The following is a 17,153-nucleotide window of genomic DNA, read 5'->3' on the forward strand; positions in this document are numbered from 1 at the left end:
GAGACGGGTGCGGGGGTGCTGGGCCGGGCGGGCCGGGACGTCGTCGTCCTCGTCGTCGGCGGGGTCCGCGGCCGCCGGGGGGACGGGCGCGGGTGCGCCGGCGGCGGAGGGGTCGACGCGCGCGTGCCGTCCGGTGGACCCGGCCCGGTCGGCGACGCGGCGGGCGATCTCGGCCTGCAGCCAGCCGCCGTCGTCGCCGGGGGTGTCGCCCGCCTCGCGCCGGGCCCGGCGCGCCGCGCGGCCGGTGGGCGCGCCACCGTCGCCCGCGGCGGTGTCGTGGGGCGGCGCGGCGGGCGCCTGCGGGTCGGCGGGGCCGGCCGGGCGCCGGTGCGGGCCGGAGGCGAACGAGCCGCGCGGCTGCGCGGGGATGGGCCCGCCCGCGGGCTCGCCCGAGGGGACGGGCCACGGTGCGGGCTCGTCCGCACGCGGCGGCGCCGCGGGTCGCGACCCGGTGTCGCGGCCCTCGTGGGAGTCGTCCGCGGCCCGGTCGGACTGCGGACGCACCGACGGCGAGACGCCGCCGGTGGACCTGCTCACCTCTGGCTCCACGCCTGCTTGGTCGCGCGGACGAGCCGGTCCTTCAGCTCACGGGTGTGCCGGCGGCTGACCGGGAGCTCGGCGGTCTCCGGGCCGGACCCGATCCGCACGACGTAGCCGGATCCGGCCAGGCGCAGCTCGGTGACCAGCGGCAACGCGACCAGGAACGAGCGGTGGATGCGCACGAATCCGGCGTCGCGCCAGCGGTCCTCGAGCACCGACAGCGGGATCCGGACGAGGTGGCTGCCCTCGGTGGTGTGCAGCCGGGCGTAGTCGCCCTGGGCCTCGACGTAGCGCACCGCGGAGCGCGGGACGAGCTTGGTGGTGCCGGCCAGCTCGACGGGGATCACCTCGTCGTCGCCGCCGCTCTCCTCGCGCACCGGCTCCACCGGGCCGCTGCGCCGGGTGGAGAGGATCCGGTCGAGCGCGGCGGAGAGCCGCTCGGTGCGCAGCGGCTTGAGCAGGTAGTCGATGGCGCCCACGTCGTAGGCGTCGACCGCGCGGTCGTCGTGCGCGGTCACGAAGACGATGGCCGGCTGCACGGCCATGTTCTTCAGCACCCGGGCGAGTTCGAGGCCGTCGAGGCCGGGCATCCGGATGTCGAGGAACACCGCGTCGATGTCGGTGCTGTCGGCGACGTCGCCGCCGCCGCCCGGCCCAGCGGCCGCGGCCGCACCGGCCCGGCGGCCGTTCAGGATGCGCAGGGCCTCGGTGGACTCGCCGGCCTTCAGGACCGTGGCGACCCGCGGGTCCTCGTCGAGCAGGAAGGCCATCTCCTCGAGCGCGGGCTGCTCGTCGTCCACCGCGAGCACGACGAGTCCGCGAGTGGTGTCGTTGCTGTCCACGATCTCCTCATCCTGCTTCCTCAGCATGCGCCGGGAAGCCCATCCGCTCGATGATCGCCCGGCGCCGCGACCATGGTGACGTGCCGACGCGCCGGATGCCAGGGCACGAACCGGATCGGTGACCGCCCGGACACGCGGAGCAGCTCCACCGGGGGACGCCCCGTCATCCGGATCACAACCCGTAGCGCGCCCAGGCGGCCCGTGCCTCCAGCGCGCCCAGCAGCTCGTGCCCCGCCGCCGCCACGCCGCCGGGCAGCCCGGGCAGCGACGCCGCACCGCCCGCGCCCAGCCGCGCCAGCAGCGGCCTGCGCTGCTCGACGACGCGCTGCTCGGCGTCCGGGAAACGCTCGGTGAGCACGTCGTGGGCCGTGCCGATGCCGTCCACCAGCCCCAGCTCGCGGGCGCGCTCCCCGAGCCACACCTCGCCGTCGAACAGCTCGGTGTCACCGGCCAGCCGGTCGCCGCGCCGCTCCCGCACCCAGGCGGTGAACCGCTCGTGCAGCTGTTCCTGCAGGTCGGTGAGCCAGGCGACGTCCTCGGCCTTCTCCGGCAGGAACGGGTCCAGCCGCGACTTCGACCCGCCCGCGGTGTGCAGCCGGCGCGTCACGCCCCACCGCTCGATCAGGCCGTCGAGCCCGAACCCGGCGCTGATGACGCCGATCGAGCCGACGATCGAGGTGGAGCAGGCGTAGATCTCGTCGGCGGCGCAGGCCAGCCAGTAGCCGCCGGAGGCCGCGACGTCCTCGCAGAACGCGAGGACCGGCACCTCGGACTCCGCGGCGAGGGACCGGATGCGGTCACCGATGAGCTGGGACTGGGTCGGCGAGCCGCCCGGCGAGTTGACCACCAGGGCGACGGCGGCGAGCCGTTCGGGGGCGAACGCCCGCTCGAGCGTCTTCTCGACCGAGGAGAGGTTGAGCACCTGGCGCGGGACCGGCGCCGCCTGGGCGCTGATCACACCCTGCAGCCGCACGACCGACACCACCGGAGCACCGACGGCGCCGACCGTCTCGCCCAGCTTGCCGGGCAGACGGGAGGTCACGGCCGCGGGAATGCGCAGGACGTCCATGTGACACCACCGTACGCGCGAGCGGTGGGTGACGGGGTGTGACCGGATCGGCACAGCGGGGCGTGACCTCCTTCACCCGCGTGGAGCAGTGCACCGGCGGAGGGTCCCGCCCGCGGGCACCGAATCAGGCGCGGATGCCCGCCCGGAACTTCGGCACCCGCAGGGTGATCTTCATGCCGGCCCCGATGTTGGTGTCCACGACCAGGCCGAAGTTGTCCCCGAAGGCCGAGCGCATGCGGTCGTCGACGTTGCCGAGGCCGACGTGCGCGCCGGACAGGTGGGCGTCGTCGAGGTCCTCGTCGAGCCGGGCCGGGTCCATGCCGACACCGTCGTCCTCGACGACGATGACGCACTCGGACCCCGCGTTCTCCGCGCGGATCGTGACCGTGCCGCCGTTCGGCTTGCCGGACAGACCGTGCCGCACCGCGTTCTCCACCAGCGGCTGCAGCGCGAGGAACGGCAGGACGACGTTCTGCACCTCCTGGTCGATCTGCAGCTTGATGTTGAGGCGGTTGCCGAAGCGGGCCTTCTCCAGCCGGACGTAGCGCTCGATGTTGTTGAGCTCGTCGAGCAGCGTCGTGTACTCCCCGGCGGAGCGGAACGAGTAGCGGGTGAAGTCGGCGAACTCGATCAGCAGCTCCCGGGCCCGCGCGGGGTCGGTGCGGATGAACGACGCGATCGTGGTGAGCGCGTTGTAGACGAAGTGCGGCGAGATCTGGGCCCGCAGGGCGCGCACCTCGGCGCGGTTGAGCCGGGCGCGGGAGTCGTCCAGCTCGGCGAGCTCCAGCTGGCTGGACACGTAGCGCGCGACCTCGCCGGTCGCCCGCAGCACCGGCGGGCCGGCCGTCGACGGGGTCAGCGCGGCCAGCGTGCCGATGATGTTGCCGTCGCTCTCCAGCGGGACGACGACGATCCCGCGCACCTCGCACCCCGGCTGGTTGCACTTGATCGAGGTGTGGCTCATCAGCTCCATGCGCCCGGTCCGCACGACCGTGTCGGCGAGCGTCTGCACGTCCTGCTGGTGCTGGTCGGCAGTGCCGTCCCAGCCGAGCACCGTGCCGCGGGAGTCGGTCATCGCCATCGCGGTGGTCTCGACCAGCTGGCGCAGGTAGGGCAGCGCCTGCGACGCCGAGCGCGACGACAGGCCCTCGCGCAGCACCGGTGCGGCCAGCGCGACCGTGTGCAGCGCGGAGAATGTCGCCTTGGCCAGCGGGGAGACCTTGGTGTTGCGGCGGTTGCGCTGCCACAGGAACACGAACACCGCGACGACGCCGACGACCACGGCCACCACCAGCAGCAGTGCCATCGAAGGGGTCAGGGTCGTCGTCCCGTCCACGACTGCGCGCACCCCCGTTCCCGCGCCCGCCACTAGCGCACCAGCCGGGACAGGCGGCGGTCGGCGAGCGGTTTCCCCCCGGTCTGGCAGGTCGGACAGTACTGGAACGATCTCTCCGCGAACGACACCTCGCGCACGGTGTCGCCGCAGACCGGGCACGGCAGACCCGTGCGGGCGTGCACCCGCAGCCCGGAGCGCTTCTCGCCCTTCAGCTCGGCCGCGCCCTGGCCCACCGACCGGGCGACGGCATCGGTCAGCACCGCGTGCAGCGCCTCGAACAGCGTGTCCCGGCCCGCGGTGTCGAGCCGGGCGGCCGTCGCGTACGGCGACAGCCGCGCGGTGTGCAGGATCTCGTCGGAGTAGGCGTTGCCGATGCCCGCGAGCGTCGGCTGGTCGGTGAGCACGGTCTTGAGCCGGCGGGTGTCGCCGTCGAGCAGCTCGTCGAGACCGGCGCGCGAGAGCTCCAGCGCGTCCGGTCCCAGCTTCGCGATGCCCGGGACCTGCGCGGGGTCGGCGACGAGGTACACCGCGAGCCGCTTCTGGGTGCCCTGCTCGGTGAGGTCGAACCCGGGCCCCCCGACCTGGTCGAGGTGCACGCGCAGCTGCAGCGGCCCCCGGCCCGGCCGGGGCGGGGCGACGCCCGCGGTCGTGTGCCAGCGCAGCCACCCGGCCCGCGACAGGTGGGTGACGAGGTGCAGCGGACCGTCGTCGGGCCGGTCGGCGAAGTCGAGCGACAGGAACTTCCCGAACCGCGACGCCCCGGTGACGACCCGCCCGGCCAGCGCCGACACCGGCGGGTCGAACGTCTTCAGCGCGCTCATCGAGGCGAGGTCCACCCGGGCCACCGGGCGGTACACGGCGTGCTCACGCAGGTGGTGGGCCAAGGCCTCCACCTCGGGCAGTTCGGGCACCGCGCCTCCTAGTTGATCGGCTGCAGCGGGCTGTCCGCGTGGCCGGGCGTGGAGCGGTTCTTGAGGCTGCGCACGACGACCTTGGTCTCCTCGCGCGCGGTCGACAGCCCGCGGACCATGCCGGTCCACTTCTCCGGGGGCAGGTCGTAGCCGCCCTGGGTCTTGGCGGTGATCGTGTACGGCCGGCGCAGCAGCCACCGGGAGGGGAAGAACCCGAGCCCGACGATCACGACCAGCCAGTAGAACCAGGGGAAGACCACGCCGCTGGGCGCCCACACGATCAGCACGATCCAGAAGAACACCAGCGTCGAGAGGATCAGGACGACCGCGCCGTTGCCCGCGTCGACGTCGTGCTCGAACTCGTCACCGACGGCCGGCGTGGTCCACTCGATCCGCCGGCTCACCTGCCATTCACGGTAGTCCGCCGCGATGACCGTCTTCGTCGTCAAGGTGTCCGCTCCCCTGCACCCGCTACCACCGCCGATGTTCCCACACCGGCCCGACAGAACCGAGCGTCCACGCGCCCGCTCCACCCCCGTGACGCCCCGAGGGGCACCTTCGGGGCTTAGAGCGCCACGAAGGTGCCCCTGGGAGCACCCCCCGGGGCCGCGGCGGGCGCGGCGGGCGGTGCGGGTGGCGTACCCGGGGGACGCGGCGGGTCAGCAGGCGGGGTCGACGGGCTCGCGCTCGGGGAGGCCGGGGGCCAGGAGCCCCGAGCGCAGGAGCTGGACGGGGACGGTGCCGTCGTTGCGCACCAGGGAGGGCTCGCCGTCGCCCAGGAAGAACGCCTCACCGGTCGCGAAGGTCTGCGGCTCGCATCGGCCGGCGCGCACGACCGTGGCCGTCCCGCCGCGCACGGCCGAGAGCATCGTGCCGGGGTGGCGGATCCAGCCGGTCGACTCGCCGGGCAGCAGCGTCTCCTCGCGCACGAGCATGTCCGCGGGACCCGGGGTCGCGATCTCCACCGGGCGTTCGACGCGACCCTGCGGCTCGGTCGCCCCGGTGACCGGACGCGCCGGTGTGTTCCCGTCCGGCGCGGCGACCGACGTCGTCGGCGGGGCGCCCCGGTCGGTCTGCTCGATCGTGACCGTCGTCCCGTCGGACGTCGGGGCGGCCGGCTCGTGCCCCAGCTGTCCCGGCTGCGCGCAGCCGGCCAGCAGCGCGGCGGTGACGACCAGCAGTGCCGGTCCGGTCAGGTGGCGGGCGAACGGCACGGTCCGTTGTCCTTCCGGTCGCGGTGCGTGAACGCTAGCGAGCGATCACCACGCGAGCGGCAGCCGGGTCGTCCCGTTGATGAAGTTCGACGTCAGGCGGCGCACCTCGCCGTCGATCCGCACGGGCGGCAGCCTCAGGAACGCGGTGAGGAACGCGCGCATCTGCATCCGGGCGAAGTGCGCGCCCAGGCAGAGGTGCGGGCCCTGGCCGAAGGCGAGGTGCTCGTTGGGGGTGCGGCCCAGGTCGAGCCGGTCCGGGTCGGGGAAGCGGCGCTCGTCGCGGTGCGCCGAGCAGTGGTAGACGACGACCTTGTCCCCCGCCGCGATCGCGGTCCCGTTCAGGACGTGGTCGCGGGTGGCGGTCCGCCGGAACGTCAGCACCGGCGGGTGCCAGCGCAGGAGCTCCTCGACCGCCGTCGGCAGCAGGCCGGGGTCGGCGCGCAGCCGGGCGTACTCACCCGGGTGCCCGGCGAGTGCGAGCACCGCCCCGGGCAGCGCGCTGCGGACGGTGTCGTTGCCCGCGATGACCAGCAGGAAGAAGAACATGTGCAGCTCGGGGCCGGTGAGCCGGCGGCCGTCGACCTCGGCGCGGACGAGGGCGGTCATCACGTCGTCGCCGGGCTCGGCGCGCTTGCGCTCGGCGAGCTCGTCGGCGTAGCCGAACATGTCGGCCAGCGCGGCGGGCGAGCGCGGGTTCACCGGCGGGCCGTCGGTCTCCGCGGCGTGGTCGGGGTCCTGGTAGCCGATCACACGGTTCGTCCAGTGCAGCAGCTTCGGCCGGTCCTCGGCCGGGACGCCGAGCAGGTCGGACAGGTTCTGCAGCGGGAACTCGTCGGTGACGGCCGAGACGAGCTCGCAGCCGCCGTCGCCGCGCACGGCCTCGACCAGGGCGTCCGCGCGGGCCTGCACCGCGGCCGCGACCGTCTCCAGCCGTCGCCGGGTGAACGCGCCGGTCACCAGCGTGCGCAGCCGGACCTGCTCGGGCGGGTCCATGTTGAGCACCATCCGGCGCAGGAACGGCAGGTCGGCGGGGTCGGGGTCGCGGATCTGCGTGGCGCCCAGCGACGAGGAGTAGTCGTCGGGGGCGCGCAGGACGTGGCGGACGTCGTCGTAGCGGGTCACCGCCCAGAACCCCGGCCCGGCGGGCCACGGGCCGACGGCGTGCTCGTCCTGCCAGGAGACCGGCGCGGTGTCGCGCAGCAGGCGCAGGGCGTCGTGCGGCACGCCGCGGGCGAACACCCGCGGGTCGAACACGTCGGGGGTGCTCACCGGTTCGCCACCTCGATCAGCGTGTCGGCGTGGCACGCGACGTCCTCGGCGCACCAGCAGCACAGGTCCCGGCCCGCCAGCTCCTGCCGGGCCCGTTCGACCAGGTCGGGGCGTTCCTCCAGCCAGCGGCGGTGCGCCGCGATCGCGGGCTCGCGGCCCATCTCGCGCACGTCGAAGGGGTTGCCCCACGGCCCGGGCCGGGTCACGAGCACCGCGCCGTCGGGTTTGCGCCACCCCTTCGTGCGACGCAGCCGGATCCGCCGTGGAGTGCTCACGTCCCGCACCGTAGTCGAGTGGCGCAGAACACGGCCGGTCGTTTTGCATTGCGTAACGCAACAGCGCATCCTTGCGAGAGTCAACTAGTTGCGTGATACATGCACCACCGAAAGGGGGGACCGCGATGGCCACCGCCGAGGTCGCCGGCGCCGAACCCACCGGCGCCGAACCCACCGACGCCGAACCCACCGACGCCGAACCCACCGACGCCGAACCCACCGACGCCGAACCCACCGACGCCGAGCTCGAGCTCGCCGACACCGTCGTCCGCGAGCTGTTCCTGCTCATCCGCCAGGTGAAGCGCTCCGCCGAGCGCCACCGCCCCGAGATGATCGTCGACATGGCCGGCTACCACGTGCTGGCCCACCTGCACTTCGGCGGTCCGCAGCGCGCCGGCGAGGTCGCCGCCGCGTTCCACTCCGACCCCTCGACGATCAGCCGACAGGTGTCCGCCCTGGTCAAGTCCGGCCTCGTCGAACGGCGCGCCGACCCCGGCGACGGACGCGCCTCGCTGCTCGCCGCGACCGGGGACGGGATCCGGGTGATCGAGACCGAGCGACGGCGCCGCGCCCGCGCGATCGCCACCGTCCTGGCCGCGTGGAGCCCCGACGACCGCCAGGCGCTCACCGGCATGCTCGGCCGCTTCCTCGACGACTACCAGACCTACGAAGCACAGGAGTCCTGAATGTCCACCGCTGCCGCCAGTGCGCAGCGCCCCGCCGCCACCGGCGACGGCGAGCTGACGCACCGGCAGATCCTCACCGTCCTGGGTGGACTGATGCTGGGCATGTTCCTGGCCGCCCTGGACCAGACGGTCGTCTCGACCGCGATCCGCACCATCGCCGACGACCTGTCGGGGCTCTCCCTGCAGGCGTGGGCGACGACGGCCTTCCTCATCACCAGCACGATCACCACCCCGCTCTACGGCAAGCTGTCGGACATCTTCGGCCGCAAGCCGCTGTTCATGACCGCGATCACGATCTTCCTGATCGGGTCCGTGGCCTGCACCCTGGCCTGGTCGATGTACTCCCTCGCCGCGTTCCGCGCGCTGCAGGGCCTCGGCGCCGGCGGCCTGATGTCGCTGGCGCTGACCATCCTGGGCGACATCGTCCCGCCCCGTGAACGGGCCCGCTACCAGGGCTTCTTCCTCGCCGTGTTCGGCACGTCGAGCGTCATCGGCCCGGTCATCGGCGGCCTGCTGTCCGGGGTGGACTCCATCGCCGGCATCGACGGGTGGCGCTGGATCTTCCTGGTGAACGTGCCGATCGGGCTCGTCGCGCTGGTCGTCGTCCAGCGGGTGCTGAACATCCCGCACGTCCCGCGACCGGCCCGGATCGACTGGCCCGGCGCGCTCGCGCTGACCCTGTGCCTGGTGCCGCTGCTGATCGTCGCCGAGCAGGGCCGCGAGTGGGGCTGGGGCTCCACGTCCTCGATCGTCTGCTACGTCATCGGCGGCGTCGGCCTGCTGCTGTTCCTGCTGGCCGAGCGGGCCTACGGCGACGCGGCCCTGCTGCCGCTGCGCCTGTTCCGCACGGGCATCTTCTCGCTGTCCGCGCTGCTCAACCTGCTGATCGGCATGGCGATGTTCGGCGGCATCGCGCTGCTGCCGCAGTTCCTGCAGATCGTGCACGGCGCGACGCCGATCGAGGCCGGCTTCATGATGCTGCCGCTGGTCGGCGGGATCATGGTCGCGTCGATCACCTCCGGCCAGCTGACCTCGCGCACCGGCCGCTACAAGATCTTCCCGGTGATCGGCACCGCGTTCATCACCGTCGCGATGGTGCTGCTGTGGCAGACCGTCACGCCGTCGATCCCGATCTGGCAGCTCGACCTGACCATGGCGCTGCTCGGGCTCGGCCTGGGTCTGTGCATGCAGACCCTGGTGCTGGCCGTGCAGAACGCGATGCCCGCCCGCGACATGGGCGTCACCACGTCCTCGGTGACGTTCTTCCGGCAGATGGGCGGCACGCTCGGCACCGCGATCTTCCTGTCGGTGGTGTTCTCCACCGCCGGCGACAAGATCGCCGACGCGATCCGCTCCGCGCTGGGGACCGAGGCGTTCCGCTCGGCGCTGACCGACCCGTCGGTCGCCGCCGACCCGGCGAACGCGCAGGTCGTCGGGGCGCTGCAGTCCGGGCAGGCCGGCGGCCTGTCGAGCTCGGTGCTCGCCGACTCCTCGTTCCTGCAGCGGATCGACCCGCGGCTGGCCGCCCCGTTCCAGGAGGGGTTCACCAGCGCGATGACGCTGGCGTTCCTCATCGCGGCCTGCGTGATCGCGGTGGCGTTCGTCCTGGTGCTGTTCGTCAAGGAGCTGCCGCTGCGCACGATGTCCGGTGCGCAGGCCGCCCGGGCCGAGGCCGCGGGCTCCGGCACCGCCCCGGCGTCCGCGCCGACCGCCGACGTCACGTCCGCGGCGCCGTCGCCGGCCCCGGCCGGGCGCGGTGACGGCCAGGAGCCCGGCGCCGGTGCGCCGCCCACCACCCCGCTGCCCGTCGTCACCCGGCAGGGCGCGCCGGCACCGCAGCCGCAGTCCGGGGCGCCGTCGCAGCCCTCGCCCCGGCCGCACCCGGGGACCGTCGGCGACGCCGCCGCGGCGGCCGGGCTGGACCACCAGCACACCCGCAACGGCGCCGGCCCGGCCGTCTCCGGACGGGTGCAGGGCGGGTCGGGCGCGCCGGTCACCGGCGCGGTCGTGACCGTCACCCGGCTGTCCGGCGAGCAGGTCGGGCGCACCACCACCGACGGCGACGGCCACTACCGCGTCGCCGTCGACCACCCCGGGCGGTTCCTGGTCGTCACGGCCTCGGCCGACGTGGCGCCGCACGCGGCGACGGTGTCGGTCGGCACCGAGCCCGTGCGCCACGACGTGCGCCTGTCCGGCGGCAGCGGGATCCGCGGCACCGTGCTCGACGCCGCGGGGACCCCGCTGCCCGGGGTGACCGTCTCGCTGATCGACCACGGTGGCGACGTCGCCGCGGCCGGCCGCTCCGGCGACGGCGGCCGCTGGGCCCTCGACGGCGTCCCGGCCGGGCGCTACACGCTGACCGCGGCGGGCGAGGGTGTCGACCCGGTGGCCGTCGGCGTCGAGGTCCCGGCCTCCGGGACGGCCGTGCAGGACCTGCGGCTGCCGCAGCGGTCCCGCCTCACCGGGCGGGTCACCGCGGCCCCCGACGGGCACCCGGTCGCGCACGCGCTGGCCACGCTCATCGACGCCGAGGGTGCGGTCGTCGGGTCGCGGCTGTCCGGGCCGGACGGGACCTTCACCTTCGAGGGCCTGCCCGCGGGCGGCTACACCCTCGCGACCAGCGGCTACGCCCCGGTCGCGACGGTGGTGGCCCTGGAGCCGGGCCGGGTCACGCACTCCGACGTGGAGTTCCCGCTCCCGCTGGAGACCCGGCCCCCGGCCGGCCCGCAGGGCAACGGCAACGGCGCCCACAACGGCAACGGCCGGCACGTCCGCGAGGGCGAGCAGGGCCTGCGCGGGGAGGCCCGCCACTGAGCCACCCGTCCGTGGTTCCACGTGGAACGCCCCGGTCCCCCGCTCGGGGGGCCGGGGCGTTCCCGCGTCTCACAGCGCGATGGCCGCGCCGACCCCCGACCGCGGGTCGACGGCCGCGTGCAGCGTCCCCGGACCGCCGCCGCCCGGGACGGCGACACCGGTCCCGACCGCGCACATCCGGCCCAGCGCCCACGCACCGGCGTCGGAGACGGCGTGCCCGCGGCGCGTCAGGCCGGCGAGGGTGTCCGCACCGAGCCGGGACTCCACGACGAGCCCGTGCGGCTCCCAGCCGCGCGGCGCGAACGAGGCCGGGAACGCCGTCGAGTGCCAGGCCGGGGCGTCGATCGCGGCCTGCAGGTCCAGCCCGCCGTGCACCAGCGCGAGCAGGAAGCACAGCTGCCACTGGTCCTGCTGGTCCCCGCCGGGGGTACCGAAGGCCAGCGCGGGCTCGCCGTCGCGCAGCGCCAGCGACGGCGACAGCGTCGTGCGCGGCATGGCGCCGGGGGCGAGCGAGCTGGCCAGACCGTCCTCCAGCCAGAACATCTGGCCGCGGGTACCCAGGCAGAACCCCAGCCCCGGGATGGTCGGCGACGACTGCAGCCACCCGCCCGAGGGCGTCACCGAGATCATGTTCCCGGCCGCGTCGACGACGTCGACGTGCACCGTGTCGCCGCGCGCGACACCGTCGCGCGACACCGTCGGCTCGCCGGTGCCCGGCCCCTGCACGCCCGTCCCGCGGGCCGCGCCCGGGGTCGCGGCGTAGCGGCCGATGCGCGGCTCGCGCCCGCCCGGCGAGCCGGGCCGCAGCCCGCCGTCGGACTCCGGGCCGAGCAGGCCGCGACGGGCCGCGGTGTAGTCGTCGGCGAGCAGGTCGGTGAGCAGGCCGGCGTCCGCGCCGGGCCCGTACCAGGCCTCCCGGTCGGCGAACGCGAGCTTCGCCGCCTCGGCGGCCGCGTGCACGGTCTCCACCGTCGCGACGCCGCCCGGCAGCTCCAGGTCGAGTCCGGCGAGCAGCCGGAGCTGCTGCAGCAGGACCGGGCCCTGCGACCACGGCCCGCACTTCGCGACCGACCAGCCCGACCCGGCGTCCGCGACGAGCGCGTCCTCGTAGTGCGACGACCACCCGGCCAGGTCGTCGGCGGTGAGCAGGCCGGTGTGGTCGCGACCGGTCTCGTCGCGCACCGGGGTCTGCGCGAAGCGGCCGATCTCCTCGGCGACGAACCCGCGGTACCAGGCGTCGCGGGCGGCGTCGATGCGCGCCTCGCGGCTCGGTCCGACGGCCTCGCCGAGCAGCCGGCGCCACGTCGCGGCGAGCGCGGGCAGCCGGACGAGCTCGCCGGGCTCCGGGACGCGGCCGTCGGGCAGCCAGGTCCGGGCCGAGGTCGGCCAGTGCTCCCGGAAGTGGTCGGCGACCGTGCCGATGGCCGCGGGCACCCGCGGGACCAGCGGGAACCCGCCGGCGGCGTAGCCGAGCGCCGGCTCCAGGACGTCGGCGAGCTCCCAGGTGCCGTGGTCGCGCAGCAGGGTCAGCCAGCCGTCCCAGGCCCCCGGGACGGTCGCGGGCAGCAGCCCGGTGCCGGGCACGATCTCGCAGCCCAGCCCGCGCAGGTGCGCCGCGGTCGCGGCGGCCGGGGCGACGCCCTGGGCGCAGAGCACCTTCGGCACGGGGTCGGCCGCGGTGACGAACACCGCGGGCAACTCGCCGCCCGGCCCGCACAGGTGCGGCTCGACCACCTGCAGGACGAACCCGCAGGCGACCGCGGCGTCGAAGGCGTTGCCGCCGCGGGCGAGCACGGTCGCCGCGGCGGCGGTGCCGAGATGGTGGGTGCTGCTGACGGCGCCGTGCGGCCCGATCCGGTCGTGTCCTCTGGGTGCCACGCCCGCATCCTCACACGGCGCGCCTCACCCGGCGGGATCGCGCAGCTCGGTCACCAGCGGCACCGACAGCACCCGCTCCGAGGACATCCACTCGCGCAGCGCGCGGGTGGCCAGCACGTCGTCGGTGTTGTAGCCGAGCAGCCGCTCGCGCTGCACCGGGTCGGGCTCGCCGCCGTCGAGCGCGACGGCGTCGCGGTACCAGCGCATCGAGTTCTCCCCGCCGGCCTCCGGGTCGCGCCAGGAGAAGCCGGCGGCCGGGGCGATCTTCTTCAGCCCCTTGCCCTGGGCGCACAGGAACCAGGTGGACACGACGCCGTAGAGGTCCACCCAGCACGGGTCGGCGACGAACTCGCGCACCTCGGCCTCGGCCGGCACGCCGGGCATCCCGGCGAAGCGCTGCGCCGAGGCGATCATCCAGCGGTTCTCGGCCTGCTCGTTGTAGCAGTACGCGGCGAAGGTGCGGCCCGACGCCAGCGCGGCGGCCCGCACCCCGGTGAACCACGTCCAGAACTCGCCGAACGAGCGGCCCTCGTCGCGGGTGGGCAGCGGGTCCCAGGTGGCGAACGCCCGGTAGCCGGGCTCGGGATCGCCGTCGCGGGCCCCGCCGGGCAGCGACAGCAGCGCGCCCCACAGGTAGGCGCCGGACTCGCCGAAGCTCTCCATGTCGACGTCGACCTCGACGTCGGCCCGCGGGACCGGCACCCGCGGCACCCGCCGCGCGACGGCGAGGCCGTGCCGCCGCGCCCGGGCCAGCGCGACGAGGTCGGCGAACGGCGGGCCGGGCAGCGACCCGGTCAGCTCGGCCGGCGGCGCGGCCGGGTCCAGCGCGGCCAGCCCGGCGACGGTGCCGACGCCGGACTCGCGCAGCAGCCGCGCCGTCTCGCCGTGGGCGACGAGGCTGACGTCGTCGACCTGCTCCAGCTCCGCCTCGCAGGTCGGCCACCACGGGCAGCGGCGGCACTCGGTGATCCGCGACGGCGCCGCCAGCGCGGGCCCGCCCGCCGCCGCGGCCCGCGCGACGGCGGCCCGGTCGGCGAAGCGCGCGTCGTACTCCTGCAGGGTGTCGCGCCCACCGGGCCAGTGCCCGGCCCGCAGGTCGTGCCAGACGACGACGTCGGCGTCCAGCCCGATCACCCCGCCCAGGCGGGGCGCCGACGCGGGCGGCGCCCAGCCCGCGGCCTCGAGCAGCCGGGTGAGCTGGGCGAGCGCGAGCAGGTCGCGCGGCTGCGCGCGGACCTTGCGGTCCGGGTCCGGGCGGGCCCGCTGCGGCCACGGGTCGCCGACGGCCGTGGTGCGCGCCCCCTCGCCCGGGTCGGTGACGCGCCGGCGCACCACCAGCAGCGGGACGTAGCCGCCCGCCGGCGTGCGGATGAGCAGCTCGGCGGTGCCGCGCCGGTCGCCGTCCAGCGGCAGCACCGCGCCCCACACCAGCGGGGCACCGGCGGCGACGAGCTCGGCCGTGCGGGCCGCCCGCGCGGCGCGGGACCCGGCGGGCGGGCCGGACACCTCGCCGTCGGCCGCGGCGGCCTCCGGCGGCACCGCGGCGCCCGGGGCCGCGACCGTGGCGGCCGGGCCGGACGCACCACCGGGCCAGGTGCTCGCCCAGTCCGCGCCCCAGGTCGCGGCCAGCAGGTCGCCGATCCGCGCGCGGTGCGCGGCGGCGTCGGCCCGGCGCTGCTCGATCGCCGGGTCCGGCAGCGCCCGCGGCGACCCGGACGCGCCCGGGTCGTGGTCCAGGTGCACCCGACGGCGGCACCCGCTCAGCGCCGCCGCGTCCAGCAGGACGCGCGGTGCGGTCCGGGGTCCGGTCGAGGTGCTCACGGTCCCCGAGGGTAGAGACCGGTACCGACAGGACCGGATCCGCGTGATCCCCCGTCGCCCGGCCGGGTGGTGTCGGTCCTGCACGTGCCCCCGCGCGGGCCCTAGGCTGCGTCGACACGGCGATCATCGGCCGAGCCGACCCGGGAGGACACGACATGGGACTGCTGCGCAGGAAGCCGAGCGCGGGCGAGCGCGCCGCGGCGGCGACCAGGGAGGCGGCGGTCGACGCGTCGGAACGGGTGCAGTCGGCCGCGGTTCAGACCTTCGAGTACACCCGCGACACCGCCGACAAGGCCGCGGACCGGCTGCACCGGCGCGCGGTGAAGGCCCGCCGGAGGGCCGAGAGCGCCACCCGCCGCGCCGACCGGGCCGGGAAGAAGGCCGCCCGCACCACCCGCCGCGCCGTCGGCGAGGGCGCCGCGAGCGCGAGCGCGCTGCTCAGCTCGGCCGACCTCAAGGCCCGCTCGGCGGACCGCAAGGTCGCCCGCGCCGCCGCGAAGGCCGACGCCGGCGCCCGCAAGGCCGAGGCGAAGGCGGCCCGGGTCGCGGAGAAGGGCCGGCTCAAGAGCGAGGTCCGCGCCGCGAAGGAGGCCGAGCGCGACCGCGCGGCCCGCGAGTGGAACGCCAAGAAGGTGCAGCGCTACCTGGGCATCGCCAAGGTCCTCGCGCCCCTGCTGGCGCCCTACGCGATGGCCGCGGCCGGGTCGCTGCGCCACCGCCTCGACGACCGCCGGTCCCGCCGGCTGGGTGTGTCCCCCGACGAGCTGGGCGGCTACTCCGGCCCCGGCGGGCGGCTGCACGCGCGGATGTCGCGCATCGCCCGCACCCTGGGCGAGCTGCGCGAGGACGGCACGGTCGACCGCGACCCGGCCGCCAAGCGCTTCGCCGACGAGACCGAGCCGCGCCTGCACGACCTGGCGGCCGCCGTCCGGGCCGCGGAGAACATGCCGGCGGCGCGCCGCAAGGCCGCCTTCCGGACCGTCTCGCACGACCTGGACCGCGTCGAGGTGCAGCTGCTCGACCACCTGGGCGTCCGTTCCTGAGCGACCGCGCTACGCCCGGTAGCTCTCCAGCACCCGCAGCCACACCTCGCTGATCGTGGGGAACGCGGGCACGGCGTGCCACAGCCGGGCCAGCGGCACCTCGCCGACGACGGCGACCGTCGCGGCGTGCAGCAGCTCCGCCACCCCCGGGCCGACGAACGTCGCGCCGAGCAGCACCTCCCGCTCCGGGTCGACCACCGCGACGACGCGGCCCGACCAGCCGTCCGCGGTGAGCGAGGACCCGGCGACGGCGATGTCGATGTCGACGACCCGCACGTCGCGGCCCGCGCGCCGGGCCGCGGCGGTGGTGAGTCCGACCCACGCGACCTCGGGGTCGGTGAACACGACCTGGGTGACGGCGCGGTGGTCGGCCGTCGCGGCGTCCTCGCCCCACGCGCCGTCCTGCAGCGCCCGCCCGGCCGCGCGGGCGGCGATCGCGTGCGCGGCGATCCGGGCCTGGTACTTGCCCTGGTGGGTCAGCGGGGCGCGGCCGTTGACGTCGCCCACGGCGTAGAGCCAGTCCCCCGCGGCGAGCCCGGACTCGTCCACGACGATCTCGCCGCGCCGCCCGGTGGTGACCCCCACGCTCGCGAGGTCCAGGCCGTCGGTGGCCGGACGGCGCCCGGTCGCCACCAGCAGCCGGTCCACCTCGACGGTCTCCTCGCCCAGGTGCAGCAGCGTCGCGTCGCCGGAGCGGCTCACCCGGTCGACCCCGGTGGACAGCCGCAGGTCCACCCCCGCCTCGCGCAACCCGTCCGCGACCCGCTCGGAGGCCTGCGGCTCCGCGGACGGCAGGACGCGGTCACCGTGGTGGAGCAGGGTGACCCGCGCGCCGAGGCGGGCGTGGGCGAGCGCCATCTCGCAGCCGACGACGCCCCCGCCGAGCACGCCGAGCCGCGCCGAGACCTCCGTCGCCGAGGTCGCCTCGCGCGACCCCCAGTACTCGACGGTGTCGAGGCCCTCGACCGGCGGGACCACCGGCACGCTGCCGGTGGCGACGACGACGGCCCGGTTCGCGGTCACGACGGTCTCGGTGCCGTCGTCCGCGGTCACCACCACCCGCTTCTCCCCGGCGAGGCGTCCGCGCCCGCGCAGGACCGCGGCGCCGGCGCCCTCGGCCCACGCGACCTGGCCGCTGTCGTCCCAGCCGGAGGTGAACGAGGTGCGCCGGTCGAGGACCTGCTGCACGTCGAACTCGGCGGTGACCCCGGGCAGCCGCCGGGCGTCGGCGACGGCCTGCGGGGTGCGCAGCAGCGCCTTCGACGGGATGCACGCCCAGTACGAGCACTCCCCGCCGAGCAGCTCGGCCTCCACCAGCGCCGCGGAGAGGCCGGCGTCCACCGCGTAGCCCGCGGCGTTCTCACCGACCGGGCCCGCTCCGATCACCACGACGTCGTAGCTGTGCTCGCTCATGACACCGACCTTCCCGCAGGAGGCCGGGGTCATGTCAGCCCC

Annotated in this window: 14 protein-coding genes and 1 pseudogene; 3 read left to right on the forward strand and 12 right to left on the reverse strand. The window is 75.8% G+C overall.

Annotation, left to right across the window (positions count from 1 at the left end; genetic code table 11):
* The 9 genes and pseudogenes from WJX68_RS20525 to WJX68_RS20565 form a co-directional block, all read right to left on the reverse strand.
* A pseudogene (locus tag WJX68_RS20525) lies at positions 1–537 on the reverse strand (hypothetical protein); the annotation flags it as partial.
* Positions 534–1,382 carry a LytR/AlgR family response regulator transcription factor gene (locus WJX68_RS20530; RefSeq protein ID WP_340293492.1) on the reverse strand — a complete coding sequence of 283 codons (849 nt, stop codon included), beginning with the start codon at positions 1,380–1,382 and terminating at the stop codon, positions 534–536. The gene WJX68_RS20530 and the pseudogene WJX68_RS20525, both read right to left, overlap by 4 nt.
* 172 nt (positions 1,383–1,554) lie before the next feature.
* Positions 1,555–2,442 (reverse strand): S49 family peptidase, encoded by an 888-nt coding sequence (locus WJX68_RS20535; protein ID WP_422785751.1) that lies wholly within the window; start codon positions 2,440–2,442, stop codon positions 1,555–1,557.
* A gap of 133 nt (positions 2,443–2,575) precedes the next feature.
* The gene (locus WJX68_RS20540; RefSeq protein ID WP_340293498.1) at positions 2,576–3,757 is read right to left on the reverse strand and encodes a sensor histidine kinase; all 1,182 of its coding nucleotides are present in this window, start codon (positions 3,755–3,757) and stop codon (positions 2,576–2,578) included.
* A gap of 62 nt (positions 3,758–3,819) precedes the next feature.
* On the reverse strand, positions 3,820–4,698 hold the full coding sequence (locus WJX68_RS20545) for a DNA-formamidopyrimidine glycosylase family protein (protein WP_340293501.1): 879 nt from the start codon (positions 4,696–4,698) through the stop codon (positions 3,820–3,822).
* Positions 4,699–4,706: 8 nt separating this feature from the next.
* The gene (locus WJX68_RS20550; RefSeq protein ID WP_340293503.1) at positions 4,707–5,147 is read right to left on the reverse strand and encodes a hypothetical protein; all 441 of its coding nucleotides are present in this window, start codon (positions 5,145–5,147) and stop codon (positions 4,707–4,709) included.
* 210 nt (positions 5,148–5,357) lie between these two features.
* Positions 5,358–5,912 (reverse strand): hypothetical protein, encoded by a 555-nt coding sequence (locus tag WJX68_RS20555; RefSeq protein WP_340293505.1) that lies wholly within the window; start codon positions 5,910–5,912, stop codon positions 5,358–5,360.
* A gap of 45 nt (positions 5,913–5,957) precedes the next feature.
* The gene (locus tag WJX68_RS20560) at positions 5,958–7,181 is read right to left on the reverse strand and encodes a cytochrome P450 (protein ID WP_340293508.1); all 1,224 of its coding nucleotides are present in this window, start codon (positions 7,179–7,181) and stop codon (positions 5,958–5,960) included.
* Positions 7,178–7,456, reverse strand: a complete 279-nt coding sequence (locus WJX68_RS20565) for a DUF4326 domain-containing protein (protein ID WP_340293511.1) — start codon at positions 7,454–7,456, stop codon at positions 7,178–7,180. The genes WJX68_RS20560 and WJX68_RS20565 overlap by 4 nt, the downstream gene beginning before the upstream one ends.
* Positions 7,457–7,581: 125 nt before the next feature.
* Here WJX68_RS20565 and WJX68_RS20570 point away from each other — a divergent pair, with 125 nt between their 5' ends.
* Together WJX68_RS20570 and WJX68_RS20575 are read left to right on the forward strand one after the other, a co-directional pair.
* Entirely contained in the window at positions 7,582–8,142 is a 561-nt protein-coding gene (locus WJX68_RS20570; RefSeq protein ID WP_340293514.1) for a MarR family winged helix-turn-helix transcriptional regulator, read from the forward strand.
* A complete protein-coding gene (locus tag WJX68_RS20575; RefSeq protein ID WP_340293517.1) occupies positions 8,143–10,956 on the forward strand; it encodes an MFS transporter in 2,814 nt (937 codons plus the stop codon).
* A 69-nt stretch (positions 10,957–11,025) separates the two neighbouring features.
* On the opposite strand, the gene WJX68_RS20580 is transcribed toward WJX68_RS20575, so the two are convergent.
* Both WJX68_RS20580 and WJX68_RS20585 read right to left on the reverse strand, forming a co-directional pair.
* The gene (locus WJX68_RS20580; RefSeq protein ID WP_340293520.1) at positions 11,026–12,834 is read right to left on the reverse strand and encodes a gamma-glutamyltransferase family protein; all 1,809 of its coding nucleotides are present in this window, start codon (positions 12,832–12,834) and stop codon (positions 11,026–11,028) included.
* 24 nt (positions 12,835–12,858) lie between these two features.
* A complete protein-coding gene (locus tag WJX68_RS20585) occupies positions 12,859–14,655 on the reverse strand; it encodes a TM0106 family RecB-like putative nuclease (RefSeq protein ID WP_340293522.1) in 1,797 nt (598 codons plus the stop codon).
* A 155-nt stretch (positions 14,656–14,810) separates the two neighbouring features.
* Here WJX68_RS20585 and WJX68_RS20590 point away from each other — a divergent pair, with 155 nt between their 5' ends.
* A complete protein-coding gene (locus WJX68_RS20590; protein ID WP_340293524.1) occupies positions 14,811–15,698 on the forward strand; it encodes a DUF6474 family protein in 888 nt (295 codons plus the stop codon).
* A 9-nt stretch (positions 15,699–15,707) separates the two neighbouring features.
* On the opposite strand, the gene WJX68_RS20595 is transcribed toward WJX68_RS20590, so the two are convergent.
* A complete protein-coding gene (locus WJX68_RS20595; protein ID WP_340293527.1) occupies positions 15,708–17,111 on the reverse strand; it encodes a dihydrolipoyl dehydrogenase family protein in 1,404 nt (467 codons plus the stop codon).
* Positions 17,112–17,153: the final 42 nt, after the last annotated feature.

Origin of the sequence: Pseudonocardia spirodelae (assembly GCF_037727765.1) — a bacterium.
GTDB classification, from domain to species: Bacteria; Actinomycetota; Actinomycetes; order Mycobacteriales; family Pseudonocardiaceae; genus Pseudonocardia; species Pseudonocardia spirodelae.

Bases quoted from the DNA above. Each gene is read 5' to 3' on its own strand.
- WJX68_RS20570 (WP_340293514.1), top strand. From the start codon at position 7,582: ATGGCCACCGCCGAGGTCGCCGGCGCCGAACCCACCGGCGCCGAACCC.
- WJX68_RS20590 (WP_340293524.1), top strand. From the start codon at position 14,811: ATGGGACTGCTGCGCAGGAAGCCGAGCGCGGGCGAGCGCGCCGCGGCG.
- WJX68_RS20595 (WP_340293527.1), bottom strand. From the start codon at position 17,111: ATGAGCGAGCACAGCTACGACGTCGTGGTGATCGGAGCGGGCCCGGTC.
- WJX68_RS20540 (WP_340293498.1), bottom strand. From the start codon at position 3,757: ATGGCACTGCTGCTGGTGGTGGCCGTGGTCGTCGGCGTCGTCGCGGTG.
- WJX68_RS20575 (WP_340293517.1), top strand. From the start codon at position 8,143: ATGTCCACCGCTGCCGCCAGTGCGCAGCGCCCCGCCGCCACCGGCGAC.